The following is a 22,592-nucleotide window of genomic DNA, read 5'->3' as shown; positions in this document are numbered from 1 at the left end:
ACGGCGGCGCTCGCCGGTCCGTACAGTGCGGGAGGCGCGGGTGTGCTGCGCTGCGGCGCTCTCCTGGCGAGGGCGCCGCAGCGTTCAGGGGGCGCGGTGTGCTCGCGGAACGGGGTCAGACCCAGGTGGGCGTGTAGTCCTCGCCGTAGCGGGCGCCGTAACCGCCGTGCGGCAGGATTTCGTTGATCGCTGCCAAATCGGCGTCGCTCAGCGTGAGATTGGCGGCACGTGTGTTCTCCTCGACACGCTTCGGGCTGCGGGTGCCGGGGATGGGCACCTTGTGCCCACCCTGCGCAAGGAGCCAGGCCAGGGCCAGCTGGGAGACCGAGGCCCCCTTGGCGGCTGCGAGGTCGGCGAGTCGCCGCACGGCCTCGACGTTCTTCTCGAAGTTGCCCGGCTGCCAGCGGGCATCGACGTTGCGCATGTCGGTGGCGTCGTACTGCCCGGCCGGTTTGGCACCCCCGGTGATGAAGCCGCGTCCCAGCGGGGCGTAGGCGACGAAGCCGATGCCCAATTCGTCGAGCGTGGGGAAGACCTGCTCGATGTCCCGCTCGAACAGGGAGTATTCGGTCTGCAGGACGGAGACCGGCTGCACGGCGTGCGCCCTACGGACGGTCTCGGGACCGGCCTCGCTCAGGCCGAAGTACTTCACCTTGCCCGCGTCGATGAGCTCCTTCACTGTGCCGGCGACGTCCTCGATGGGCACCTCCGGGTCGACGCGATGCTGATAGAAGACATCGATGTGGTCCACGCCGAGGTAGCGCAGGCTGTTGTCGGCGACCTTGCAAATGTTTTCCGGGCGGCTGTCGAGGGCGACCCCGATCTCTTCGGGGGGCAGCGACATGTCGAAGCCGAATTTCGTGGCCAGGACGACCTCCTCGCGGAAGTTCTTGACGGCCTGACCGAGCAGCTTCTCGTTGGAGCCGGTGCCCCAACCGTAGAACTCGGCGGTATCGAAGAAGGTGACACCCAGGTCATGGGCGCGCTGGATGGCGGCGATGCCCTGCTCGGTGTCCCCGGGGCCGTAGGACATCGTCAGGCCCATCGTTCCGTAGCCGATCGCCGAGACCTCAAGGCCTTGGCTGCCGAGTGTCCTGCGCTGCATGACGTCTCCTCTGGTCGAATGAGCCGGTTGGGTTCGGTCCCCGGCCACGCTTCCCGGATGCTCGCCGGGACAGGCTGTCGGCTCCGGGCTTGTGGTGCCGGTCGTCGAGGCCGGGGGTGTCGTGGGGTGTGAACACCACAGATGAAGCGCCACGCGCGGTCTGCGGCGCGGACCGGCGCCGGCAGCTGTGTGCTGGGCTCACCGGCCGCCGGAGTGGTTGGGGCCACTCCTGGGCTTCATGACGTGAGAAATACGTCAGGGCTGCCGGTTGTCCAGTGGATGCGCAGAGAACGGCGTGAGATGCGCCAGCCATCGGCGGTTCGCACGAGGTCGTCCTCGTAGGTGCCGCCGGTGTGGTAGTGGGCCTTGCCCCGGTGGTGATGGGCAACGATCTGCGTGGACGCGTGCGCTCCCGCATCCGTGATCTCGACGGTCTGGGCACCCAGCAAGTGCTGCGTCGCGTCGAGGCTCCTGAACAATTGGCGGGCGCCGTCCGCGACCGCGCTGCCACCGGTGGTCAGGCCGCTGAACTGCGTCCCCTCCGCAAGGTAGGCGTCGAAGACGTTCTCCACCTGAGCGTCCTCGGTGAAGACAGAGGCAACGCGAGTGAAGTCGCGGTGGTCGAGGCCGAAGACGTAGGCCGTGAGCAGGCCGAGGATCGCGCTGCGGTCCGAGCCGTCCGGACCGGGGGTTTCGCTCATGGGATTCCGATCGTGGTGGGGAGAGTGACAGGGAGTCCCGGCTGCCTGCGGCGCCTCTCGGCCGCTGCCGCCTGTCGACGACGAAATGATCAGGGCATGCGCCGCAGGCATGGAGTGCGTCGGGGCCGGGCCTACTGCCGCAACGTGTCGGCTGAAGCGCGCAGGCTTTGACCCTCTGGGACCGAAACGATGCGGAGACGGCCTGCCGCCAGGCAGCTTCCTAGATTCCAGCGAGAACGGTGGGGTCCCCTTGGGTCCAGGCGTTGTCGACGGTGACGTGCTGGATGAGCCAGACGTCGCCGCTCCTGACAAGTTCGACGTCGTAGCGGTTGGTCATGAGGACGTTGCGGGAGTGGTCCTCTCGGGGCAGATGCTGGCACGCCACGATCGCTTCGAGGTTCGCCCTGTCGCCGTCCAGGCTCACGCGCGGGTTACTCACGGAGTGCGTGGTGTCCAAGTAACTGAGCGAGGCCAACAGGGCTGCGGCGATGGTCTCGCGGCCTTCCACCGGGGGGTACTCCTGGCCCGCCTTCTTCGTGGCCGGACCGAAATCGGCTACCGCGTCCTCTGTGAAAGCGGACACGAGAAGGTCCTTGTCACGCAGATCGAGGCCGGCTGCATATCGGTAGATGGTCTCCACCACTGCGAACTTGTCCGCGATTGCCGTGGTGGAGGTGCTGCTACCTGTTGTCGACATGGTGCTTCCTTACTCGGCGGGTCGGTACACGATCCACCGTAGACCACTAAGCGACAGGTGTCGAATAGTGGTAGCTTCGAGAGCGACCCCGACAGAAGGAGCGTCATGTCCGACATGAATCCCAGTATTCGAATGACGGCCGTCACCGGAGGCGGCAGAGGATTGGACCTTCCCGTGCCGCCCTGCCGGCCGCGCGCCGCACGGAGGCGACACCTGAGTCTTTTCGTCGGCGCCTGCGAGGCGCCCTTGGCGTACCTGCCGATGGCCGGTCCGCGACGGCTGCCCTCGGGGCTCAGGGGGGTGAAGCGCTGCGATCACCCGCGAAGTAAAGTGCGTCCATGGTGAGTGATCAGCCCCCGGCAAACGACGCGGACCCGCGCTTCACGCGCTCGCGACGGGCGATCGCCGATGCACTTGCCGACCTCATGCAGCAGACGCAGTCGTGCCCGTCGGTCTCCGCCCTCTCGGAAGCCGCCGGCATCCACCGCGCCACCTTCTACAACCACTTCGACTCCGTCGAAGAGGCAGCGGTGTACGTGATCGCAGACGATTTCCGCGCCCTCCACGTCCTGAACATCGGCGATCGACAGATGGGCGCGGACCCGACCGCCGTGGCAGTGGCGACGCTGAACGCCATGCTCGACTCCCTCAGGCAGCGCAGGAGCCTTTTCCTGCTGGCTTCGACCTGGCGATCGTCGAGCGGCCTGATGGGGATCGGCGACCTTCTCCTGGAGCAGCTCCGCGCTCTTCGGCGCGACCTCGGTGTCGACGAGCGGGAATCCGGCCCGCACAACTCGGTCGAGGACGTATTCACCGCCTCCGGCGTGCACGGAGTCTTCTCTGCCGCCGTCGGTGGCAACACCGACTGCGACCCGGAAGAGATCGCTGTCCGTCTGTACGCCCTCCTCCCCGACTGGATCCGTCAGCCACCGCAGTCGCCGACGACCTGAGCCGACGGCTCGGCCGGCCGTGACACCGAGCAGCCTCAAAGCATCACCGTGCGCTCTGGCGCCGGTGTGCCCTCATCACCATGGCGCGCGGGCATACCCGCCGTACGGACCGCACCGCCGAATTCCGCCCGTGCGCCGCAGCGCCAACCACATCGGCTTCGACGAACCGGCCGCCTCATTGCCGCCGCTCGTCGGAAGGAGACAGCAGCATGAGCATCGCCCTCGTACGAAACCCAGGCGACGGCCAGGACTTCCCCTACTACGACAACGTCATCGAGCAGGTGGCGACCAACGCCGAGACGAGCGGGGCGGTCAGCGTCATGCGTCTCACCGTCGGCCGCGAGGATGCGCCGCCCTTGCACACTCACAGCCGGGAGGACGAGAGCTGGGTGGTCCTGTCCGGCCGCGTCCGGTTCTGGGTCGGGTCGACCTCGCTGGACGAGTGCGAGGTGCACGACGCCGAAGCAGGGGCCTACATCTACGTGTCCCGGCTGGTCCCGCACACTTTTCAGACGATCACACCGACCGCGGAGGTCCTCGTCATCAACAACCCCGGAGCCGTCGAGGGGCTCTTCCACACGGTCGGAGCCGCCGACGCGCGTGCGGACTCCGAGCACACCGACCTCGCGTCGGAGTACGGGATCGTGAACCACGACGGCCCGCCGCCCGCATGAACCCCGGGCGGCGCCCGGTCATCGTCACCGAGAGACCAGCGCCCCGAGAAACGAGGGAATCGGCCACCGACTCCGGTCGCCGCTCCTCACGTCGGCCGCACCGAGCGTCCGGTCCGACCGGAACGCCCCCTGCCCTGCCGGCGCCCCGCAGCTTCCATCAGAAAAGGGACTTCCATGAGCCAAAACCTCAAAGACAAGGTCATCACCTACCTTCGCTCACTGGAGAAGTCCGACTGGGAGACCGCGCGTGCGCTGTGCTCCGAGGAGGCCACCGTCTGGCACAACGACGGCAAGGGTGATGAGACGCTCGACGAGTACTTTGAGGGGTTGAGACGGCAGATCGGCTCCTACGAATCGATCCGCTACGAAATTCTCCGCCAGCTCTCCCAGCCGGGCGAGGTCCTCCAGCAGCACGTCGTGCGCGTGACAACGAACGACGGCAGCCGTGGTGAGGTGCACGCCGCGGTCCACTTCGGCTTCGACGGCGCCGGCCTGATCACCCGCATCGAGGCGTACGCCAACTACATCCCCGTCAGTCAGCACAGCTGAGGCGCCGGCGCGTGCTCACCGCACCGGCGAACGACAACACTCGGACCCCGAAGCCCGCGGCCTGCGTCCGCAGAAACGTGAGCGTGGCCTCACAGGATGATGCAGAAAGGGTGCCCCGCGGGGTCCAACAGTATTCGCCGCCGCTCGGGAAGCGGTTGCACCTCCGCTTCGACGGCTCCCAGCGCGATGAGCCTGGCCTGGGCGGTGTCCAGGTCATCCACGCCCAGTTCGAGGTGAGCCTGCTTCGGTACGGAGGAGTCCGGCCAGCTGGGGGGCTGGTAGTCCTCGACGCGGTAGAAGCCCAGCCCGGGTGACCCGTCACGGCCCAGCAGCACGAAACCGTCGGTGGAAAGAGTGACAGGCAGGGCGAGTGCCTCACCGTAGAAGCGGGCCAGCTCGGCGGGGTCGGGACAGTCGAAGGTGACGGCCAGGTAGCGGATCGCAGGATCGGTATCGGTATGGGCGCTCATCAGAGGCTCCTTGCTGGCGGGGCCGGCCCCGCACGGTGCTGACTGTCGTTCGGCGGTGCCGGGCTATGCCCGGCACCGCCGAACGTTCACGTTCCTGTGCGGTTGTACACGTGTTCCGTTTCAGCGCGTGCCGGACCTGACGAAGCGCCGGCGCGCCCGCGCTGAGGCGCCGTCGCATGTGAATCTGCGCGACACCGCGCTCACGGTGTGCGCACTTCACCGGTCGGGAAGTCCGGGATCGGTGTGAAGACCTCGATCATGGTGGTGTCCTCGAGCGCGACCGCGGAGTGGGGCACTCCACCCGGGATGCCAAGTGCCTCGCCCGGCCCCAGGACACGCTCCTTTCCGTCGACCACGTACGCCATGCGACCGGTCAGGATGACGTCGATCTGCTCCATCGGGTGGACTTCCTGCTCGCTCGGATCCGCGGGATTGGGGATTACCGTGTCCGCCGCGATCGCCACGTGCAGTACCTGTGCCTTGTCGGCGGTCAGCGCTTTGATCATGATCCGGTTGCCGAAGTCCCCCAGAGGCGTCGGCTCGATCTCACTCCAGATCCGGTGCTGCGGGCGGCCGAGTTCGCGTGCGGTGGTGTGTTCTGTGGTCATGGAGAAGACGCTACGGCGAGATCAGGACAGCTTCAGTCCTGGTCATGGGGAAGACCTCCGCCTGTGATCAGTACCTCTGCCCGTCTGTTGCGACACGACGGTTCGCGTGCCTCTGCCCCAGGACCGAGCAGTGCGGCTCATCCCCACCACGATGGGCGTCCACCGCCCGGACGGGCCCGACGGCACCCTCGTGGAAATCGGCGGCTACGACGCTGACGACCGTGGTATGTCAGCCCTTGGGCATGCTTTCCAGGGTCCGCCGCAGGCCGTCGCTGATGCGGTCCATAGTGGCCTCGTAGGCTTCCGGCATGTCGACGTCGAGTCGGTCGGCGAGCACGAAGACCCACCACAGGCACTCGGCCAGCTTGTGCCGCAGTTCGGCGTCCACGTCGCCGTCGATGCCCCAGGTGCGCTCGGCGGCGAGCACCAGGCGCCCGACGTAGGCGGCATCGTTGGTGAAGCCGAGCGCGAGCTCCGGCAGAGTCCATGTCCGGCCCAGTACGCGCTGCTCGATCTCCTCGTACCGGGCCCGGACCTTCAGCGCCCTGTCGTCGGCCTCGACGAGGCCGGCCTTCTCGTCGTGCGGTGTCTCGTTCATCTGGGTGTCCTTCCGGAGAGCTGGCCGGTGTCATTGGCGACGCTGGACGCAGATATCAATGGTTCTGGTGCAGGTTGCCGGGTCGGGTGATTCGGTCTTTCGGCATACGGGTGATGCCTGCGACCGATGCGCTGGCGGACGTGGGGGTGATCGCATGCCGGGTTCCTGAGACCGCCCTGCTTCCTCCCTGGCCGCGCGTCACGGTGCGTCCGTGGGGACCAGTTCGAATTCGGTGCGGTCGGACTCGACTCCGTTGATCTGGAGGGAGATCGCATGCCGCCCGGGGTAGTAGCGGCGTGTCGTGATCGGCCGGAACGAGTGCTCCCGCATCACCTCCGTCTGTTCGCCCGGTGCGAGGGTTCGGGTGGTGAGTTTGAAGGTCTTGCCAGTCCGGGTTCCGTTGGCCTTGCGGTGATGCACGATGTAGTCGATCGTCAGCCGCGCCACGGAAGCACCGACGTTGCGGATCGAGGCGGTGAGCTGGACGCTCGCGCCAAGAGGGACGACGTCCCGGTCCAGTCGGGGCCCGACCACGTCCAGGACCGCGGGAGCGAAGCCGAGCAGTTCCAGCGCACCGGGGTGGCCGCGCTTGAGAAGGGTGCGCAGCCCGTGCCGTACCAGGCGTTCCGTGGTGGCGTCAGGACTGTCCAGCCAGCGGCGTGCCGTGTCGACGACGACCTCGGGGTGGTCGCGGCTGAGGTCGTTGAGGTGGTTGGCGACCGAGCGGCGTACGTATGCGCTCTCGTCCCGGTAGAGGGCTTCCAGGATGGGGACGGTCACGCCGGGACGGGCCAGGATCTGCGGGACCCGTACCGCCCAGGGCAGGTAGGGACGGGTGCCTTCGGAAGCGAGCCTGCGCACGTCGGGGTCCGCCGATCCGGTCCAGTCGCCCACGATGGGGCCGAGCGCCCGGTCGAGATCGTGTCGCAGCAGCGTCCTGAGCGCGAACTCTGAGGAGAGCCGCCCGGTGAGCTCGGCGAGGAGCGTCATCGCGTCGTCGAAGGCGGCGGCCTCGCCTTCCTGGACTGCGCGGGTGGCGACCGCGCTGGTGACCGGCCAGATCAGCCATCCGGTGAACTGCGGCGCGGTGTCGCGGGCGGTGCGTACGGTCCGGGCGAGTGTGGCGTAATCGCCCGGCAGGTCGGTCAGCAGTGCGTCGCGCAGCAGGTCGACGCGCTGCCTGAGAGGCAGCGGGCCGATCTGCCGTGCTGCCGCGTGCAGTGCCGTGAGGGTGGTGTCCGGAGCGGCGGCCCGAATGGCGTGCGTGAGGCTTCGCACGGTGTGGCGGCTGATGAGTTCGTCGGCGAACGGCATGCTGGTCTCTCCGTCATGTGACGTGGTGCAGTGCAGTGGTGAGCTGCCAGTCCACGCTGTCGTGGTCGATCGTGGAGTGGACGGGAGAGTCCGCCATTTCGCCGGTGATTCCGGCGGCACCGGCGCGGGCGTGCGGCAGGCTGTCGTAGGCGACGATGTCGATGACACGTCCGTCGTCGGTCTCGACGATGCGTCGCCACAGGAAGCCGGGCTGTCGCTTCAGATAGGCGTCGATGTCCGCGTTCGCCTGCACGAAGTCGTCGGCTGAGAGGCCCGGGGCCGGGCGCAAGGTGGTGATCTCAAGTGTCTCGACCATGGTGTGTTCCGTTCTCGTCCGTAGCGCTGTTGATGCGGTCAGCGGACGAACGCCTTGGAGGACAGGCCGTTGACCGTGGTGTCACCCTGCTGGAAGCCGACCATGGACCCGATCATGCTGTGCGGGTAGTCGAGGGTGGGCGCCGTGAGGCTGTTCAGTTCGGTGATCTGCGTGTCGGTGAGCGTGACGTCGAGCGAGGCGAGATTGGCGGCCAGCTGCTCCTGCGTCCGGGCGCCGACCAGGGTGGACGTAACCTCGGAGCGCTGCCGCACCCAGGCCAGCGCCACCGCTGCCACGGTCGTACCGAGGCTGTCGGCGATCTCCCGCAGGGCGTCGAGGAGGACGTAGGTCGGTTCGCTCAGGTAGGAGGCGGCGTACGCGGTGCGCCCGGAACCGGCCACCTCGGTGGTGGTGCGCGAGTACTTGCCTGACAGGACGCCGCTGGCCAGCGGACTCCACGGTGTGATGCCGAGTCCGAAGCGGCGGGCGGCTCCGAAGGTCTCGCCCTCGACGCTGCGGGCGAGCAGGGAGTACTCGACCTGGAGTGCGGCGACGGGCTCCCACTCCCGCAGCCGGGCGGTGGTGGCGGCTTCGGCGACCCACCATGCGGGCACGTTGGACAGGCCGATGGCGTTGATCTTCCCCGCGCGGACCAGATCGGTGAGGGTGGACAGGGTCTCCTCGAAGGGAGTGTGCCGGTCCCACTGATGCATCCAGTAGAGGTCGACGTAGTCGGTGTTCAGCCGCCGCAGAGATGCGTCCAGTTGGGCGCGGATCGCCTTGCGGCCGGCACCGCCGGAGTTGGGATCGTCGGCCGCCATGCTGCCGCCGAACTTCGTCGCCAGGACGACGCGGTCACGGCGGCCGGGACGCTGGGCGAAGTAGCGGCCCAAAGTTTCTTCGGAGGCGCCGCCGTTGTACATGTTCGCGGTGTCCACGAAGTTGCCACCGGCGTCGAGGTAGTGGTCCAGCAGCCCGAACGAGGTTCCGGGGCCGGAGCCCCAGCTGCCGTCGTCGAAGTTCATCGCGCCGAAGGCGAGAGGGCTCACGCGGAGCCCGGAGCGGCCGAGGGTGCGGTACGAGGTGAGCGACATGGTGTTTCCTTCTGGGTTCTCGGAGTCTCAGAACTGCGGATGCGGACATGGTCCGCGGTGGGGTGTGGACTCCACACTCGCCGACAGGGCCCCGAAGAGGGAGGTTGCACGAGGGTGGGTGTGCCACACCCAGGCAGACCGCCGGTGACCGTGGACGTGACGGTCCGGATCAGACGTCTGTCTCAGGGCGGTCGGGGTGCGCCCAGTGCGTGTGGAAGGCGCCCTGCCGGTCGATACGCCGGTAGGTGTGAGCGCCGAAATAGTCCCGCTGGCCCTGCAGCAGCGCGGCGGGCAGCCGGTCGGCCCGCAGCGTGTCGTAGTACGACAGTGCCGCGGCGAACACGGGAGCGGGGACACCACGTCGGGCAGCGGTGGCGACGACCTCGCGCCAGGGGACCTGGGCTGCGGTGATCTCCTCGGCGAACCCGGGCTCAGCAAGCAGGCTGACGAGGTCGGGGGCGGCCTTGTGCGCAGTGCGGATGCGATCGAGGAAGGCGGCGCGGATGATGCAGCCACCTCGCCAGATGCCGGCCACCGCTCCGAAGTCGATGTCCCACCCGTATGCGAGCGCGGCGTCCTGGATCATCGTGAAGCCCTGGTCGTATGCGATGACCTTGGAGGCGTACAGCGCCTGCTCAACCTGTGACGTGAAGCGTTCTGCCTCGGAGCGGCTCTTCGGTATGTGCATGCCGCCGGGCAGCGGACGGTAGGCAGTACGCAGGGCGGACTGTCCGGACGCTGCGCGTGCGAAGGTCGCCTGAGCAATGCTGGTGACCGGGGAGGCGAGGTCGAGAGCGGTCTGTACGGTCCAGCGGCCGGTGCCTTTCTGTCCGGCGGCATCGGCGACCACGTCGACGAAGGGCCTGCCGGTGTCGGCATCCGTGTGCGAGAGCACCTCGGCGGTGATCTCGATCAGATAGGAGTTCAGTCGGCCCTTGTCCCAGGTGCGGAAGATCTCGGCGATCTCGGCCGGACTGTAGTGGGCCACCTGACGGAGCAGGTCGTAGGCTTCGGCGATGAGCTGCATGTCGGCGTACTCGATGCCGTTGTGGACCATCTTCACGAAATGACCGGCACCGTCGGACCCGATGTGCGTGCTGCAGGCCTCCCCGTGGACATGAGCACTGATGCTCTCGAACATGGGACCCAGGACGGCGTAGGCCTCTTTCGAACCGCCCACCATGATGGACGGCCCGTTCAGGGCACCCTCCTCACCGCCGGAGACGCCTGCTCCGACGAAGTGGATACCGCGTGCCCGCAGAGCCGTCTCACGACGCCGGGTGTCGGCGAAGTGGGCGTTCCCACCGTCGATGATCATGTCCCCGGACTCCAGGAGCGGGGCGAACTCATCGATGACCGCGTCCGTGGCCGCCCCAGCCTGCACCATGATCATGAGGCGGCGGGGACGCTGCAGGGCATCGACGAGATCCCGGGCGGTTTCGGCCGGCACGAAGGTGCCCTCGTGACCGAACTCTTCCATGAGGGCCCTGGTACGCGACGCGGTCCGGTTGTGGACGGCGACCGTGTAGCCGTGGCGGGCGAAGTTGCGGGCCAGATTGCGGCCCATCACCGCGAGCCCGGTGACTCCGATGTGCGCACGTGTGTTCATGATGATCTCTTTCTCTGCCACCTGTACGGGGAGTACGAGTAGGTGGTCGTGGTTGTCATGGCTGCTGTCCGCCCATGGCCGCGAGGTAGGTGAAGGCCTCGGCGCTGCGACTTCCCGGGGCGGGAGCTCCGACCAGCAGGTGCTGTCCCGGGACGGCCGCCACGTCATGGACGCGGTACGAGAGCTCGATTTGTCCGGCTGCCGGGTGCACCACGCTTCTGTACGCGCGGTCGAGTCCGATTGCCGCACCGTCCTCCCACCTTCTTGCGAAGTCGGCCGACCCGGCGGACAGGCCGGTGACGAGGTCCATGATGTCGGCGTCCCGAGGCAGCCGGGCGGCGTTGAGACGCAGCGTGTGCAGCGAGCCGGCGGCGGCCACAGGCCATTCGGGGAAGTAGCTCCGTGCCCTGGGGTGCGTGAAGAGGATCCGGATCAGGTTCTGCTCGCTACCGACGAAGGGGGACAGCAGTGCCTGGGCGTGTGCGTTGGCCGCCAGGATGTCGAAGCAGGGGCTCAGCCCGTAGGCCGCGGCCTGGTCAGAAGCGTCCAGGATGTGCAGCAGTTCCGGGTGCACCTGTCCGCGGGCGGTGTCGGGACGCAGGTTCGGGTTGAGTCCGGCGAGACGGAAAAGGTGGCTTCGCGCATCCGGGCTCAGACGAAGGGCCTGGGTGAGGGATTCGGCGATCCGGGGCGAAGGGTGTCGCTCCCGGCCTTGCTCCAGTCGGCTGTAGTGGTCGACGCTGACATGTGCGAGGACCGCCACCTCCTGCCGGCGCAGTCCATCCACCCGACGGCGACAACCACCGGCGCCCAGGCCGACGTCCGCGGGAGACAGCCGGGACCTGCAGGCCCGGAGGAACTCTCCCAGGGAGTTGTCCCGTGGCTCCTCGGCGCTCCCGCTTCGTGCCGAGCCCGAAGGGCCCATGGACGGCACGTGGATGCTCATCCGCATCCGCACTCCTTCCCTGCCGGCGCACCTGGAGTGGGAATGCGACACGCGAGCGAGCCCATCGGCGCACTTCAGGCGTCCTGTTGCGTCTTGAGGTGGTAGCGGGTATCGCCGGTGAAGTCGATGGTGACCTCCCGCCGGGCGAAGGTCCACGTACCCTCACGCCGCTCGAAGCGGTCGCGGTAGCGCCCGCCCGCCACCATCTGCAGCGGCAGGAGGCCGGGCACTGCCTGGAGGATGTTGTAGTACGACCGCGCTTCGGCGCTGTCGTCGTCCTCGTTCACCTCAATGAGGATGTTCGTCGTGATGTGCCGGGTACGCAGGGTCCCGTCGTCGTGCACGACCAGCATCGAGCTGATCAGGTCCTCGATGGCCTTCCCGCCGCGGAGGCTCACCTCACCCGACACGAACTCCGCAGTCTCGAAGAGTGCGCCGAACTCCGCGAAGTCGCCCTCGTCGACGAGGTGCGAGTAGCGGGCGATGAGGTTCTCGATCTGTCGGGCGCTGGAGATCGAAGGGGTGGAAGCAGGCATGGCAGTGGCCTTTCGACAGGGGTATTCGCTCGCCCCGGCGGGCGAACACCCTCAGTCTGTTCGCGCGGCGACCGGCCAGGAAGGACCTGTCTTCCTGGGTGCCACACACCCATGTTCCACTCGGCTCCGCGGGTGGGCCTGCCCATCCGCGGTGCTCCCTACAGGTCCTTGATCTGCGAGTCGCCTACGGCGAGCGCCAGTTCGGGGCCGTAGGCGGAGGAAGGCGACTGGAAGCCGGGCGTGAAGGCACCGGCCAACACGCGGCGGGCGATCTCCACGGACGACAGCTGGGTGAACCGGTAACCGGTCGGTGTGTCGATCAGGGAACGGACCACGCTGCCGTCCCGGCCGGTGACCTCGGCTACGACCTTGCTGCGCCCCACCTCCCGCTCCTGGGCGGTAGGACCGTCGGGCAGCGTCGAGAGGTCCAGGTCGATGGGGAGCGGCTGGCCGAGCTGCACATAGACCTCGATCGAGGGGACGCCGGTGGCGTAGTGACTGGTGATCAGGTCGCCCATGGACACGGAGACGCACTCTTCGAGCCCGTCGTCACCGAAGTCGAACGCGGCAGCCTTGGGCTCCGGCAGCGCGACGATGTCCCCGTCCTGGCGGACCAGCACGCCCAGGTCACCGATGCCCTCTGTGGCGCTGACGATGGACCCGCGCGAGAAAAGGTTTAGCCCCTCCGACTCCTCGGGGGTTGCGCTGAGGAGCTTGAGCGCCAGGCGCAGACCGACGGGCTCGGCGACACGCGCCACGGCGTGAGCGGCAACGCAGTCGCTGGGCACGACGTCCCAGCCGGCGCCGGACATGACCATCACGCCGGCGGCCGCGGCCTCGGCGTGCCGGGAGCGCGCGGCGGCGAACACGTCGTATTCGGCGGTGGTGTCGAGGTAGTGCACACCCTTGTCGATGCAGGCGTCCATCAGCGGGCCCGCGGTGCGGTGGAAGGGGCCGGCGACGTTCAGGACGACGGTGATGCCGTCGAGCGCGTCGCGCAGGAGTGCGGGGTCGTCGACCGGGAAGGCGCGGCTCTCCACACCGAGTTCCTCACCGAGTGCCTTGACACGCTCCTGGTTGCGTCCGGCCACGACGATGTCGAGGCCGGACTCCTTGGCGTGCTCCGCGACGAGACGCCCGGTGTAACCGGTGGCTCCGTAGACCAGCAGGCGGGGGGTGGCTGACATGCTGCGCTCCCATGAATCGGTAAGAGGTGGGGACTGCGGAAAGGCCGGTCCTGAGCGCGGTGACACGCTCGGCGCTGTGTGCGTTGCATCCAGGCTAGGAGCAGATCCGGACACCTCCGGTCCTGATCTCTCACCGGTCTGCTTGGGGGCCCGCCCGGTCGCCACGAGCAGATCGTCACTGCTGCCGACCGGTTCCCTGCCGGCCCGTTTCGTTGCCTTGGTACAGGGCGTCGAGCCGGGCGAGCAGTGCCTCGCGAACGGAGTCGGGGGACAGAATTTCCAGCGGTGTGCGCAGGCTGAGGAGGTAACCGGCGAGCTGGTCGGGGTCGGACCCGCCGATGCTGATGACCGTCGCGTCCGGCCCGTCGGGTTCGTGGGTGGCGACGATGGGTGCTACCAGGCGTCGGGCATCGTCGTAGGGCAGCGGGATCCGGACTCGGGCGAAGAAGGGGTATCCGGTGCGAGTGATGGTGTCGGCGACCAGTTGCGCGGCGTCCGGGGCGTCCGGGACCTCGATCACTTCCCCGGTGGACTCGACCCCCACCACCCGGTCGGCCCGGAACGTCCGCCAGGCCGATCGTTCGACGTCGCGGGCCACGAAGTACCAGTGGGCGCCGGTGTACACGAGGCGGTGCGGATCGACGCACCGGACCGTGGTAGTGCCGTGCATGTCGCGGTAGGTGAGTGTGGTGCGCTCGGATGCCCGGCAGACGGAGGCCAGCAGCAACAGCACGTCGGCGGACGCCCTCGGGGTCTCGCAGCGCGGGGTGTGTTCTACGGTGGCGTCCAGGCCCGCCAGGCGCCTCGCCATCCGAGCCGGAAGGATCTGCCGGAGCTTCAGCAGGGCCGACAGTGCTGCCGGGTCGGCGCCGAGTGCCGCACCGTGTGCGGCTTCCCGGAGCGCCACTGCTACGGCGAACACCTCGTCGTCGTCCAGGCTCAGCGGCGGCATGCGGTTGCCCGCACCGAAGCGGTAGCCGCCACCCGGCCCCGGTACGGACTCCACGCCGTAGCCGAGCTCACGCAGCTTGTCGACGTCCCGGCGCACCGTGCGCTCGGTGACGTCCAGTTGCTGTGCGAGTTCCGCGTTGGACCAGGTGGGCCTGCTCGACAGCAAGGACACCAACCGAAGCAGCCGGGCAGAGGTAGCGATCACGGACCGAACCTATCCGGGTCCCACGGCGGGCGTGGTCCCGGCTGGATCGGGGCGGCACAGAAACTGCCACGTGCGCCGGCACGGCATCACGCTGTGGTCACGCCGCGCTCGGCCGGTGCCAGGAGGGACGCGATCGCAGCGGCGCTCGCACTGCCGGGCTCGGGCACACCGACCAGAAGCTGCTGTCCTGGAGCGTCGTGGACGTCGAAGGTCTGGTACGTCAGCTCGATACGACCGGGGCCGGGCAGCACGAAGACCTTGTACGCGCGGGTCATGCTCTCGACCTCGTTCTCCTGCCACAGCCCTCGGAAGTCCCGTGATTCCTGCGACATCTCGGCCACGAGCCCGCTGATGCCGGGGTCGTCGGGGAACCGTCCCGCGTGCAGCCGCAGCGCGTGCACCGTGGCGCGCGTCACGACGGGCCACTCGACGAAGACCTCTCGCGCACGCGGGTGCTGGAACAGCACCCGGACCATGTTCGAGGTGCCCTCGAAGGGTGCGAGGAGCGCGGTGGCGATCGCGTTCTTCGCGAGGACGTCGAAGGCGGGGCTCAGCACGTAGGCGGCAGCCGCGGGAAAGGCGTCCAGGAGGTGCAGCAGGGAGGGGTGAACCAGGTCACGGCCCGCGGCCGAGGTGAGCGCGGGGTGAAGGCCCGCCAGCCGGAAGAGATGGGTCCGCGCGTCCGGTGTCAGGCGCATCGCCCGCCCCACCGCATCGACCACCTGCGGCGAGGGGTGACGCTCGCGCCCCTGTTCCAGGCGCGCGTAGTAGTCGACGCTCACGCCGGCGAGCACAGCCACCTCTTCCCGCCGCAGACCCTTGACTCTCCGGCTGCCCCCACCGGCGGGCAGACCCACGTCGGTGGGCTCGGTGCGGGCGCGGTTCGCGCGCAGGAAGGCGCCGAGTTCGTTCTGTGGCTGCTGCACTTTCCGACCTGTCGGTTGGGGTGAACGGGAGCATGATGCAGGGATCGGCCGGGCGGACACGGCCCTCTCTACCGGGCTTTCCGCCCGTCCTCAAGAACGGCGGAGACAGTCCGCATCAAGTGCTCACGCACCGATTGCGGATCGTCCAGATCTCCCCCAGTCATCGCACCGTCCCGCAGGAGGATCAGCACCGCGGTGGTGTGCTCGCTGTCGGTGCAGCCCGCAGCGGTCACGAGGTTCAGGACCGTCTGCCGGAACCAGGTCCGGTGGGCCTGGACCGCCTGCCGGACAGGATGCTCGGGGCCCGGGTACTCGGCGGCGGCGTTGATGAACGGACAGCCACGGAAGCCCGGCCCGCAGATCTCCGCACCGATGCCCGCCATCATCATGAGCAGCAGGGCCTCGGGATCGGTACTCGTCCGGAACGCCTCCGTCACCACCGACCTGATCTGCTGGTCGCGTTGCTCGACATGGGCGAGCACGAGGTCTTCCTTGCTGGGGAAATGGCGGTAGAAGGTGACCCGGGTGACCTGAGCCTCAGCGATGATGCGGTCCACGCCGACGTGACGGATGCCGTCGGCGTAGAAAATGGCGGAGGCCGTCTCCAGGAGCCGGGCTCGGGCCGGAGACGCTGTCGCGGGGGCTTGGGGCGGCGGAGTCATTGCACCACTCTACCGGAACGACCGTTCTTCAGCAGAACGGCGAGGCGGCCGCACCCCCGACCCCACGGGGTCAGATGACTCACCGCCAGCTAACTCCTTGCACTTATCCCAACTTTCAGCGATTCAGTCGTCGATTGACGATCACGAGAGCGAGCAGTACGGTCAGCGACGTAGATAGAACGTTCCATCTACCCATGGAGCCCTCCGGGTCTCCTCATGCCACCAGCAGAGAAGGCACACCATGTCCCGACATCACACCCAGCCCGCACGCCGTACCCGTCGCGCCGTACTCGCGGTCGCCGGCGCGGCAGCTCTGGCCGCCGTCGCAGTCCCCGCCCTCGCCAGCAGCCCTTCCGGCGACGGGAAGACCATCGCGGCCGCAGCTGCCACCTCGCACTCGGCGCAGAAGCCGACCGTCCTGCTCGTGCACGGCGCCTGGGCCGACTCCTCCAGCTGGAGCCCGGTGATCGACCGGTTGCAGGCCCAGGGATATCCCGTACAGGCGATCGCCAACCCCCTGCGCGGGCTCGCCTCGGACGCGGCCTACGTGAAGAGCCGGATCGAGAGCATCGGGGGTCCGGTCGTCCTGGTCGGGCACTCCTACGGCGGCGCGGTCATCGGGGAGGCTGCCACGGAGGAGCCCAACGTGAAGGCTCTCGTCTACGTCGCGGCCTTTGCGCCGGACAAGGGCGAGTCACTCAGCGCACTGGTCGCCAAGAATCCCGGCTCGCACGCCACACCGGACGCCCTGAACCCCGCCCCCTTCGACATGGGTAACGGCGTGAGCGGCGTGGACCTCTCCATCAAGCCCGACAAGTACCGTGACGTGTTCGCCGCGTCCCTGTCCGCACGCAAGGCCGACGGCCTCGCCGCCGTACAGCGGCCGATCAGCGCCACGGCCCTCGAGGAGACCGCGACGAACGCCGCTTGGCGAGGCATTCCCTCCTGGTACCTGGTCACGCGCCGGGACCAGGCTCTGCCCCCGGCCACCCAGCGCTTCATGGCCGAGCGCGCACACGCGCACACCACCGAGGTCAACGCGCCCCACGCCGTCATGCTGACCCGTCCGGACACCGTGACCGGTCTGATCCGGCAGGCAGCGACGGTCACCCGATGAACGGCACGACGTTCGAACCGGTCCACCCAGCACAGACGGCATACAAGGAGACGCAATGGCAGGCCCGATAGAAACAGGAAGCACGGCGCCGGAGTTCGTCCTCCCCGGAGGCGTGCTGCGAGACGGTGACTTCACCCGGGGGACCTACAGGCTCGACACCGAACGCGTGCGCCCCCTGGTCCTCGCCTTCTACCCACAGGACAACTCAAGCGTCTGCACCAAGCAGTTGTGCTCCTACTCGAACGGTCTGGAGCAGTTCACGGAGCTGGGTGCCGAGGTCTGGGCCATCAGCCCGCAGGACATCGACAGCCACGAGGAGTTCGCCCGCAAGAACAACCTCCGCATGCCTCTGCTCAGCGATCCGGACCGCACCGTGGCCAAGCTCTTCGGCATCGCCGCCCCCGGCGTCGGTCTGCGGCGCTCGGTGCTCCTCATCGCCCCCGGAGGACGGATCGCGTGGAAGCACACGGCGCTCGTCGGCCTGACCTGGCAACCTGTTGAGAAACTCACGACGGAACTCGCCCTGCTCTGAGCCTCGGGGCCGATGCCCAGGCACTCGCCGCCTGGGCATCCGACAGCGCCACCGCCGCAGCAGCAGCGCTGCGGAGCCTTCCCTCCAGTTGCCGGCGGAAAGAGCCTCGCATCGAATTCAGCGGCGTCCTCCGCCTGGCGCGGGTGCGAGTCTCCGCCGAACTCTCGCGGCTGGACGCGTGGCACCGTAGACCACTCATCTCACCGAGAAGGTGTCAAAACCCCAGGTCACGGATGCCCGGAAGGTCACGAGGGCGCAGAACGCTGCACGTTCGCTGCACCACTGCGGAGCCCGCAGGCCCCCAGAAAACGCGTTTCCCCAGGTCAGAACGATTCTGCCTGGGGATGCTGGGTGGGGCGGGTGGGGACTCGAACCCAAACCGGTGACGCGTCTCACCTGCGGTTTCTTGGAGAAGCAGGCATATCACCCTGTTTCCATCCGGCTGCATCCCGCTCGATCCGGCTCCAGCGGATGCGGTGCAGCGTTCGCTGCACCGCATCCGCTGGGACGCAAGACCGATCAGCCGGACCCTGCACGGTCCACGTCTCGCTCAGTCGGCACGGAGAGAACACTCCTGCTTCGACGAACGCTGAGCGCACATCCGGCCTACGACCGCCCGCGCGGAACAGGAGGATCGTCACCTTCAGTCACGGTGCCGATCTGCAAAGGTGTCTCCTCTCCCAGGCCGGCGCATAGATGAACTCGTGCAGCCGCACCGCCGAGGAGGGTATAGAGCCTGTGTTGATGCCCGTCTTGACCGTCCGAGCCTTTTCAGACGCTGCACGTCTGCCACGTTGTCGGCTGAGAGCGTCTGTACCACCTCTCCTCGGTACTGTCGCTGTCGCGGCGGCCTGACTCTCGCTTGACACATGAACCGCCGACAGATCTCAGACGCAGGTGCTCGTCTCCGGAGTGCAGAAATGGACCTGCGGGTAGCGCATGGACGGCTTGTCCAGTAGGGGCTGCGGCCGGTTGCGAAGGTGCGAGTCGAGGAACGCGCGGGAGTACTTGCGGACGATCTCCGAGGCGCGGGCAGCCGGCAATTCGGCGCCGATGTCGATCCCCAGCTGCTCGGCCAGCAGTCCGATGTCGGTGAAGGAGGCGTGTTCGGCTCCGGCCACCACGAGCCATCGCTTCCACCCGGTCAGGCGTTGCCAGTCGCGTTCCCAGGTGGCGACGGCGCCGTCACCGCTGCCCGGGCTGTACTGGGCCTCCCTGCCGAGGAAGAGAAACGGCCGGGACAGACCGCTGTCCGGGATCGGGACCTGGGTCGTGCCGTCGATGTCGATGCCCGCGCGTACCCGGGGGTCGGCCAGCATGGACGTGACGGCGCTCGCACCGCCGACGGAGTGGCCCGCCATCGCGATCCGTGATGGGTCGATGAGCCGGGAGCCGTCCCATTCCGCGTGCGCCTCGGTCAGTTCATCCAGTACGAAGGAGACATCGGCGGCCCGGTTCGTGACCAGCCGGTTCCAGAACGCTTCGTCATGCGGTACCTCGCAGGCGGTGCAGGTGGCGACCCGGCCGTCCGGGAAGGTAGTGGCAACACTTTCGTAGGTGTGGTCGATCGCGGCCACTACATAGCCGTGGCTCGCGAGGTCCTCGGCGAGAGTGGTCAGCGTGGTGCGCGGCTTGGTGAAGCCGGGAGAGAGCACGACCAGTGGCAGACTTCGCGTGTGCCCTGCCGGTCGGGCGTCGGCGAAGGCGTTGGTCCGTGTCGTGCTCAGCACGTCCGACGGCACACCGGTGATACCCCCTTCCTCGAGGAGCAGTTCGGACTCCGTCGGGGTCATGTACTGCGCCCGACGCCCGTTCGGCGAGGCCGTCGGATACCACAGGGAGACCATGAGTTCGCGGGCGTCGACCCCGGAAGCCCAGGGATCGGGGCGGGAGTCGTCCGTGAGGTGCAGGGAAGTGGTACCGACCGCACGGGGCCCGGTCGGCCTGGGCAGATACGGTGCGCTGCCCGGGCCGTCGGCGGCCGCGGCGGGAGGTCCGCCAAGGCCGACGGCGAGCGTGAGCAGTGCGGTGGCGACGGTGAGGCCACGGCGGAAGAGCGCAGGGTTCACAGGTTCGTCCGTTCTCCACTCGGGGCGGGCGGGCCGTCGTCGTACGGGCGGCTCACCTCACGCAGTTCGATCACCGGCATGGTCATGAAACGGCTCCTCGGGTACGGCAGTTGGATGCCTGAACGTTAGGAGCGAGACCGGCTGTCACGCGTCAGCCGCCCGAACCCATTGCGGTACCGCGCTGGGATGAGCCCCGGAAGCGTCATCCCTGGGATGTAGACGGGTGATGTAGCCGGTGCGACGGAGATGACCGCCAAGGCGGACTCCGCGGGTCCGCGCGGCAGCAACAATGAACCGGTGATGAACGTACGTACGGGGCTGAAGCGGCTTCAGGAAGCCGCGCGTCAGACGGTCCGCGAGGTCTGGCTCGCCAGTGGTCCACCTTTGCGGCCCACCAGGCGCGCCTGGCAGTTCGACGTGTTGGTGGCACTGACGATCGGTATCGCCACCGTCTACTACGGCATCGACAACGCCAGCAACGTCGTGGTGCGGGAGATCGCGCCCGGCGTGGAGCGCGTCATCACGCGCCCGAACGGGCCCGGCGGCATGGCCTTCATGGTGACCCTCGCGTTCATCGCCTCGGTTGCCCTGGTGCTGCGGCGCCGCTATCCGCTCGCCGTGCTGTGCGTCGTGACGGCCGCGACACTGGCGACACCGCAGAGCGTCCTGCGGCTGACCTTCTACGCGTACGTCATCGCCGTCTACAGCGCCGCCGTGTACAGCCCGTACCGGGTGGCGACCCTGGCGGCACTGCCGGTGTCGGTCCTCCTGGTCAGCACCTCGGGGAACTCGGTTACCCCAATCGTCCCCAACGAATACATCGCGCTGCTGATCCTGGTCCCGATGGCCGTGGCCTCCGTCGGCCTGCGTACCTGGAAACTCCGCACCGACGAGGGGCGCACCCGGCTCTCCGCTCTGGAACGTGAACAGGCCGAGGCGCTGCGCCGGGCCGTCGAGCACGAGCGGGCCAGGATCGCCCGCGAACTGCACGACGTCGTCACGCACAACGTCAGCGTGATGATCATCCAGGCGGGCGCCGCCCGCAAGATCATGAAAACCTCCCCCGAGCAGGCCGGGGAGGCACTGCTCGCCGTCGAGGCAGGCGGGCGAGCGGCCATGACTGAACTGCGCCACGTCATGGGACTGCTCACCATGGCTGACGAGGGCGGGGTGACAGGCGTGGACGGCCCGACCGCGGTGCCGGCCCCGCAACCCGGCCTGGACCAGCTGGAAACGCTGGTCGGGCGGGTCCGGGACACCGGGCTGCTGGTCGAACTGACCGTGGCCGGCCCGCCATTCCCCCTCCCGCCCGGCGTCGAACTCGCCGCCTACCGCGTAGTACAGGAAGCTCTGACCAACACGGTGAAGCACGCCGCTGGTGCCACCGCCGCCGTGACCGTCGAATACGGTTCGGACCGGCTCCGGGTAGAGGTCACCGATACCGGAGGGCACGCGGGTGCGGGCGCAGCCGACGGGAACGGCCGGGGCCTGATCGGGCTGCGCGAGCGCCTCGCCGTCTACGACGGGACCCTGGACACCGGCCGACGCCTGACCGGCGGCTACCGTGTGGAAGCGTTGATGCCCCTGGAGGCACAGTGACCGAGCCGCCGCGTGTGCTTCTCGCCGATGACCAGACACTGGTCCGTACCGGATTCCGCATGATCCTCGGCGCCGACGGCATCGACGTCGTCGCCGAGGCGACGAACGGGGCCGAAGCCGTCGAAGCGGCCCGCCGCACCCGGCCCGACGTGGTCCTGCTGGACATCCGAATGCCCGAGATGGACGGCCTGGAAGCCACCCGCCGTATTCTCACCGCTCCCCAGGCCGGTGGACCCCGTGTGATCATCCTGACCACTTTCGACCTGGACCGGTACGTCTACGCGGCGCTCTCTGCCGGGGCCAGCGGCTTCCTCCTCAAGGACGTCACCCCCGAGTACCTGGTCGCGGCCGTCCGCGCCGTCCGTACCGGCGACGTCCTCCTGGCGCCGGCCATCACCCGCCGTCTCGTGCAGCGGTTCGCCCAGCGTGGCAGCGATACCGCCTCCCTCCACCGCGACCTCGCCTCGCTCACCCCGCGCGAACTGGAGGTGCTCGGCCTGCTGGCCCGAGGACTGAGCAACGCCGAACTCGCCACTCGCCTCCACCTGGCCGAGACGACCGTCAAGACCCATGTGGCCCGCATCCTCGCCAAGCTCGGACTCCGCGACCGTGTCCAAGCCGTCATCGTCGCTTACGAGACAGGGCTGGTCAGCGCCGGCGCGGCCGCCGAGCAGACGTAGCCCTAGGCCGAGCCCTGGGATCAGCAGCCAGGACCCGCGCCTGTCCCTGTAGATCAGCATGGCTGTTTGCACCGTTCCGACTTTCCTGCCGGTGGATTGTCGGCCGGTGATCAGTCGGCCAAGACCTGGGGCCTCCATGGCCGGTTCGCCCGCCACTCGGGAAGGCGACGTGCAGAGGGGCTATGCCGCGTCGATGCGGTGCGGTTAGGTGGAGTGCTGGCGTCTCTCATAACCTCCCACGAGCACGGCACCAGAAAAGGCCAGGTCACAACATCGCAAGGATCGTCGTACCTGCCCCCGAGCGCCACGTTCGCTGCACCTCCGTGCCGCGTCCGCTGCACGGAAAACGCCCCCGAAAAACGCGTTTCCTCAGGTCAGAACGATTCTGCCTGGGGATGCTGGGTGGGGCGGGTGGGACTCGAACCCAAACCGGTGACGCGCCTCACCTGCGGTTTTCTCGGAGAGCGGGACATAACGGCCCGTTTCCGTCCGGCTGC

General features: G+C 68.2%; 24 protein-coding genes. 7 read left to right on the top strand and 17 right to left on the bottom strand.

Annotated features, from left to right (window positions below; genetic code table 11):
• Nucleotides 1-115: 115 nt before the first annotated feature.
• The 3 genes from ACWD04_RS14720 to ACWD04_RS14710 form a co-directional block, all read right to left on the bottom strand.
• On the bottom strand, nucleotides 116-1,105 hold the full coding sequence (locus tag ACWD04_RS14720) for an aldo/keto reductase (protein WP_451131763.1): 990 nt from the start codon (nucleotides 1,103-1,105) through the stop codon (nucleotides 116-118).
• 236 nt (nucleotides 1,106-1,341) lie between these two features.
• On the bottom strand, nucleotides 1,342-1,806 hold the full coding sequence (locus tag ACWD04_RS14715; protein ID WP_451131761.1) for a nuclear transport factor 2 family protein: 465 nt from the start codon (nucleotides 1,804-1,806) through the stop codon (nucleotides 1,342-1,344).
• A 220-nt stretch (nucleotides 1,807-2,026) separates the two neighbouring features.
• Nucleotides 2,027-2,503 (bottom strand): nuclear transport factor 2 family protein, encoded by a 477-nt coding sequence (locus tag ACWD04_RS14710; RefSeq protein ID WP_451131759.1) that lies wholly within the window; start codon nucleotides 2,501-2,503, stop codon nucleotides 2,027-2,029.
• A 338-nt stretch (nucleotides 2,504-2,841) separates the two neighbouring features.
• Between ACWD04_RS14710 and ACWD04_RS14705 the strand changes: the two genes are divergently transcribed.
• The 3 genes from ACWD04_RS14705 (at nucleotide 2,842) to ACWD04_RS14695 (ending at nucleotide 4,676) form a co-directional block, all read left to right on the top strand.
• A complete protein-coding gene (locus ACWD04_RS14705) occupies nucleotides 2,842-3,453 on the top strand; it encodes a hypothetical protein (protein WP_451131757.1) in 612 nt (203 codons plus the stop codon).
• Between the two features lie 209 nt (nucleotides 3,454-3,662).
• Complete coding sequence (locus ACWD04_RS14700) at nucleotides 3,663-4,127, top strand: cupin domain-containing protein (RefSeq protein WP_451131755.1); 465 nt, start codon at nucleotides 3,663-3,665, stop codon at nucleotides 4,125-4,127.
• A 174-nt stretch (nucleotides 4,128-4,301) separates the two neighbouring features.
• On the top strand, nucleotides 4,302-4,676 hold the full coding sequence (locus tag ACWD04_RS14695; protein ID WP_451131753.1) for a nuclear transport factor 2 family protein: 375 nt from the start codon (nucleotides 4,302-4,304) through the stop codon (nucleotides 4,674-4,676).
• Nucleotides 4,677-4,765: 89 nt separating this feature from the next.
• Here ACWD04_RS14695 and ACWD04_RS14690 read toward each other — a convergent pair whose 3' ends face one another.
• From ACWD04_RS14690 to ACWD04_RS14630, 13 genes are all read right to left on the bottom strand, one after another.
• Nucleotides 4,766-5,146 carry a VOC family protein gene (locus ACWD04_RS14690; protein ID WP_451131751.1) on the bottom strand — a complete coding sequence of 127 codons (381 nt, stop codon included), beginning with the start codon at nucleotides 5,144-5,146 and terminating at the stop codon, nucleotides 4,766-4,768.
• 200 nt (nucleotides 5,147-5,346) lie between these two features.
• Complete coding sequence (locus tag ACWD04_RS14685; protein WP_451131749.1) at nucleotides 5,347-5,754, bottom strand: cupin domain-containing protein; 408 nt, start codon at nucleotides 5,752-5,754, stop codon at nucleotides 5,347-5,349.
• A 229-nt stretch (nucleotides 5,755-5,983) separates the two neighbouring features.
• Nucleotides 5,984-6,352, bottom strand: coding sequence for a hypothetical protein (locus ACWD04_RS14680; RefSeq protein ID WP_451131747.1), 369 nt, complete (start codon nucleotides 6,350-6,352; stop codon nucleotides 5,984-5,986).
• 198 nt (nucleotides 6,353-6,550) lie between these two features.
• Nucleotides 6,551-7,666, bottom strand: a complete 1,116-nt coding sequence (locus ACWD04_RS14675; protein WP_451131745.1) for a DNA alkylation repair protein — start codon at nucleotides 7,664-7,666, stop codon at nucleotides 6,551-6,553.
• A gap of 13 nt (nucleotides 7,667-7,679) precedes the next feature.
• Nucleotides 7,680-7,982, bottom strand: a complete 303-nt coding sequence (locus ACWD04_RS14670) for a hypothetical protein (protein WP_451131743.1) — start codon at nucleotides 7,980-7,982, stop codon at nucleotides 7,680-7,682.
• 38 nt (nucleotides 7,983-8,020) lie between these two features.
• Nucleotides 8,021-9,076, bottom strand: coding sequence for an aldo/keto reductase (locus tag ACWD04_RS14665; RefSeq protein ID WP_451131741.1), 1,056 nt, complete (start codon nucleotides 9,074-9,076; stop codon nucleotides 8,021-8,023).
• Between the two features lie 169 nt (nucleotides 9,077-9,245).
• Entirely contained in the window at nucleotides 9,246-10,685 is a 1,440-nt protein-coding gene (gene gndA, locus ACWD04_RS14660) for an NADP-dependent phosphogluconate dehydrogenase (protein ID WP_451131739.1), read from the bottom strand.
• Between the two features lie 55 nt (nucleotides 10,686-10,740).
• The gene (locus ACWD04_RS14655; protein WP_451131737.1) at nucleotides 10,741-11,631 is read right to left on the bottom strand and encodes a helix-turn-helix transcriptional regulator; all 891 of its coding nucleotides are present in this window, start codon (nucleotides 11,629-11,631) and stop codon (nucleotides 10,741-10,743) included.
• A 74-nt stretch (nucleotides 11,632-11,705) separates the two neighbouring features.
• Nucleotides 11,706-12,167, bottom strand: coding sequence for a nuclear transport factor 2 family protein (locus ACWD04_RS14650; protein WP_451131735.1), 462 nt, complete (start codon nucleotides 12,165-12,167; stop codon nucleotides 11,706-11,708).
• A gap of 158 nt (nucleotides 12,168-12,325) precedes the next feature.
• Nucleotides 12,326-13,354 (bottom strand): saccharopine dehydrogenase family protein, encoded by a 1,029-nt coding sequence (locus tag ACWD04_RS14645; RefSeq protein ID WP_451131733.1) that lies wholly within the window; start codon nucleotides 13,352-13,354, stop codon nucleotides 12,326-12,328.
• Between the two features lie 175 nt (nucleotides 13,355-13,529).
• Complete coding sequence (locus tag ACWD04_RS14640) at nucleotides 13,530-14,510, bottom strand: helix-turn-helix transcriptional regulator (RefSeq protein ID WP_451131731.1); 981 nt, start codon at nucleotides 14,508-14,510, stop codon at nucleotides 13,530-13,532.
• Between the two features lie 86 nt (nucleotides 14,511-14,596).
• Entirely contained in the window at nucleotides 14,597-15,436 is an 840-nt protein-coding gene (locus ACWD04_RS14635) for a helix-turn-helix transcriptional regulator (protein ID WP_451131729.1), read from the bottom strand.
• A 68-nt stretch (nucleotides 15,437-15,504) separates the two neighbouring features.
• Nucleotides 15,505-16,098 (bottom strand): TetR/AcrR family transcriptional regulator, encoded by a 594-nt coding sequence (locus ACWD04_RS14630; RefSeq protein ID WP_451131727.1) that lies wholly within the window; start codon nucleotides 16,096-16,098, stop codon nucleotides 15,505-15,507.
• Nucleotides 16,099-16,339: 241 nt separating this feature from the next.
• Here ACWD04_RS14630 and ACWD04_RS14625 point away from each other — a divergent pair, with 241 nt between their 5' ends.
• Complete coding sequence (locus ACWD04_RS14625; RefSeq protein ID WP_451131725.1) at nucleotides 16,340-17,215, top strand: alpha/beta fold hydrolase; 876 nt, start codon at nucleotides 16,340-16,342, stop codon at nucleotides 17,213-17,215.
• Between the two features lie 55 nt (nucleotides 17,216-17,270).
• On the top strand, nucleotides 17,271-17,747 hold the full coding sequence (locus ACWD04_RS14620; RefSeq protein WP_451131723.1) for a peroxiredoxin: 477 nt from the start codon (nucleotides 17,271-17,273) through the stop codon (nucleotides 17,745-17,747).
• Between the two features lie 887 nt (nucleotides 17,748-18,634).
• Here the strand turns inward: ACWD04_RS14620 and ACWD04_RS14615 are convergent.
• Entirely contained in the window at nucleotides 18,635-19,816 is a 1,182-nt protein-coding gene (locus ACWD04_RS14615; RefSeq protein WP_451131721.1) for an alpha/beta hydrolase family protein, read from the bottom strand.
• A gap of 300 nt (nucleotides 19,817-20,116) precedes the next feature.
• Between ACWD04_RS14615 and ACWD04_RS14610 the strand changes: the two genes are divergently transcribed.
• Together ACWD04_RS14610 and ACWD04_RS14605 are read left to right on the top strand one after the other, a co-directional pair.
• Complete coding sequence (locus tag ACWD04_RS14610) at nucleotides 20,117-21,415, top strand: sensor histidine kinase (RefSeq protein ID WP_451131719.1); 1,299 nt, start codon at nucleotides 20,117-20,119, stop codon at nucleotides 21,413-21,415.
• A complete protein-coding gene (locus tag ACWD04_RS14605; RefSeq protein WP_451131717.1) occupies nucleotides 21,412-22,095 on the top strand; it encodes a response regulator in 684 nt (227 codons plus the stop codon). Before ACWD04_RS14610 ends, ACWD04_RS14605 begins: the two co-directional genes overlap by 4 nt.
• Nucleotides 22,096-22,592: the final 497 nt, after the last annotated feature.

The sequence above is a fragment of the Streptomyces sp. NPDC002911 genome (assembly GCF_053591835.1).
This window is presented reverse-complemented; position numbering and strand designations above follow the sequence as displayed.

Excerpts from the sequence above, each read along its gene's own strand:
- ACWD04_RS14720 (WP_451131763.1), bottom strand. The coding sequence starts at position 1,105 with ATGCAGCGCAGGACACTCGGCAGCCAAGGCCTTGAGGTCTCGGCGATC.
- ACWD04_RS14715 (WP_451131761.1), bottom strand. The coding sequence starts at position 1,806 with ATGAGCGAAACCCCCGGTCCGGACGGCTCGGACCGCAGCGCGATCCTC.
- ACWD04_RS14710 (WP_451131759.1), bottom strand. The coding sequence starts at position 2,503 with ATGTCGACAACAGGTAGCAGCACCTCCACCACGGCAATCGCGGACAAG.
- ACWD04_RS14705 (WP_451131757.1), top strand. The coding sequence starts at position 2,842 with ATGGTGAGTGATCAGCCCCCGGCAAACGACGCGGACCCGCGCTTCACG.
- ACWD04_RS14700 (WP_451131755.1), top strand. The coding sequence starts at position 3,663 with ATGAGCATCGCCCTCGTACGAAACCCAGGCGACGGCCAGGACTTCCCC.
- ACWD04_RS14695 (WP_451131753.1), top strand. The coding sequence starts at position 4,302 with ATGAGCCAAAACCTCAAAGACAAGGTCATCACCTACCTTCGCTCACTG.
- ACWD04_RS14690 (WP_451131751.1), bottom strand. The coding sequence starts at position 5,146 with ATGAGCGCCCATACCGATACCGATCCTGCGATCCGCTACCTGGCCGTC.
- ACWD04_RS14685 (WP_451131749.1), bottom strand. The coding sequence starts at position 5,754 with ATGACCACAGAACACACCACCGCACGCGAACTCGGCCGCCCGCAGCAC.
- ACWD04_RS14680 (WP_451131747.1), bottom strand. The coding sequence starts at position 6,352 with ATGAACGAGACACCGCACGACGAGAAGGCCGGCCTCGTCGAGGCCGAC.
- ACWD04_RS14675 (WP_451131745.1), bottom strand. The coding sequence starts at position 7,666 with ATGCCGTTCGCCGACGAACTCATCAGCCGCCACACCGTGCGAAGCCTC.
- ACWD04_RS14670 (WP_451131743.1), bottom strand. The coding sequence starts at position 7,982 with ATGGTCGAGACACTTGAGATCACCACCTTGCGCCCGGCCCCGGGCCTC.
- ACWD04_RS14665 (WP_451131741.1), bottom strand. The coding sequence starts at position 9,076 with ATGTCGCTCACCTCGTACCGCACCCTCGGCCGCTCCGGGCTCCGCGTG.
- gndA (WP_451131739.1), bottom strand. The coding sequence starts at position 10,685 with ATGAACACACGTGCGCACATCGGAGTCACCGGGCTCGCGGTGATGGGC.
- ACWD04_RS14655 (WP_451131737.1), bottom strand. The coding sequence starts at position 11,631 with ATGAGCATCCACGTGCCGTCCATGGGCCCTTCGGGCTCGGCACGAAGC.
- ACWD04_RS14650 (WP_451131735.1), bottom strand. The coding sequence starts at position 12,167 with ATGCCTGCTTCCACCCCTTCGATCTCCAGCGCCCGACAGATCGAGAAC.
- ACWD04_RS14645 (WP_451131733.1), bottom strand. The coding sequence starts at position 13,354 with ATGTCAGCCACCCCCCGCCTGCTGGTCTACGGAGCCACCGGTTACACC.
- ACWD04_RS14630 (WP_451131727.1), bottom strand. The coding sequence starts at position 16,098 with ATGACTCCGCCGCCCCAAGCCCCCGCGACAGCGTCTCCGGCCCGAGCC.
- ACWD04_RS14625 (WP_451131725.1), top strand. The coding sequence starts at position 16,340 with ATGTCCCGACATCACACCCAGCCCGCACGCCGTACCCGTCGCGCCGTA.
- ACWD04_RS14620 (WP_451131723.1), top strand. The coding sequence starts at position 17,271 with ATGGCAGGCCCGATAGAAACAGGAAGCACGGCGCCGGAGTTCGTCCTC.
- ACWD04_RS14610 (WP_451131719.1), top strand. The coding sequence starts at position 20,117 with ATGAACGTACGTACGGGGCTGAAGCGGCTTCAGGAAGCCGCGCGTCAG.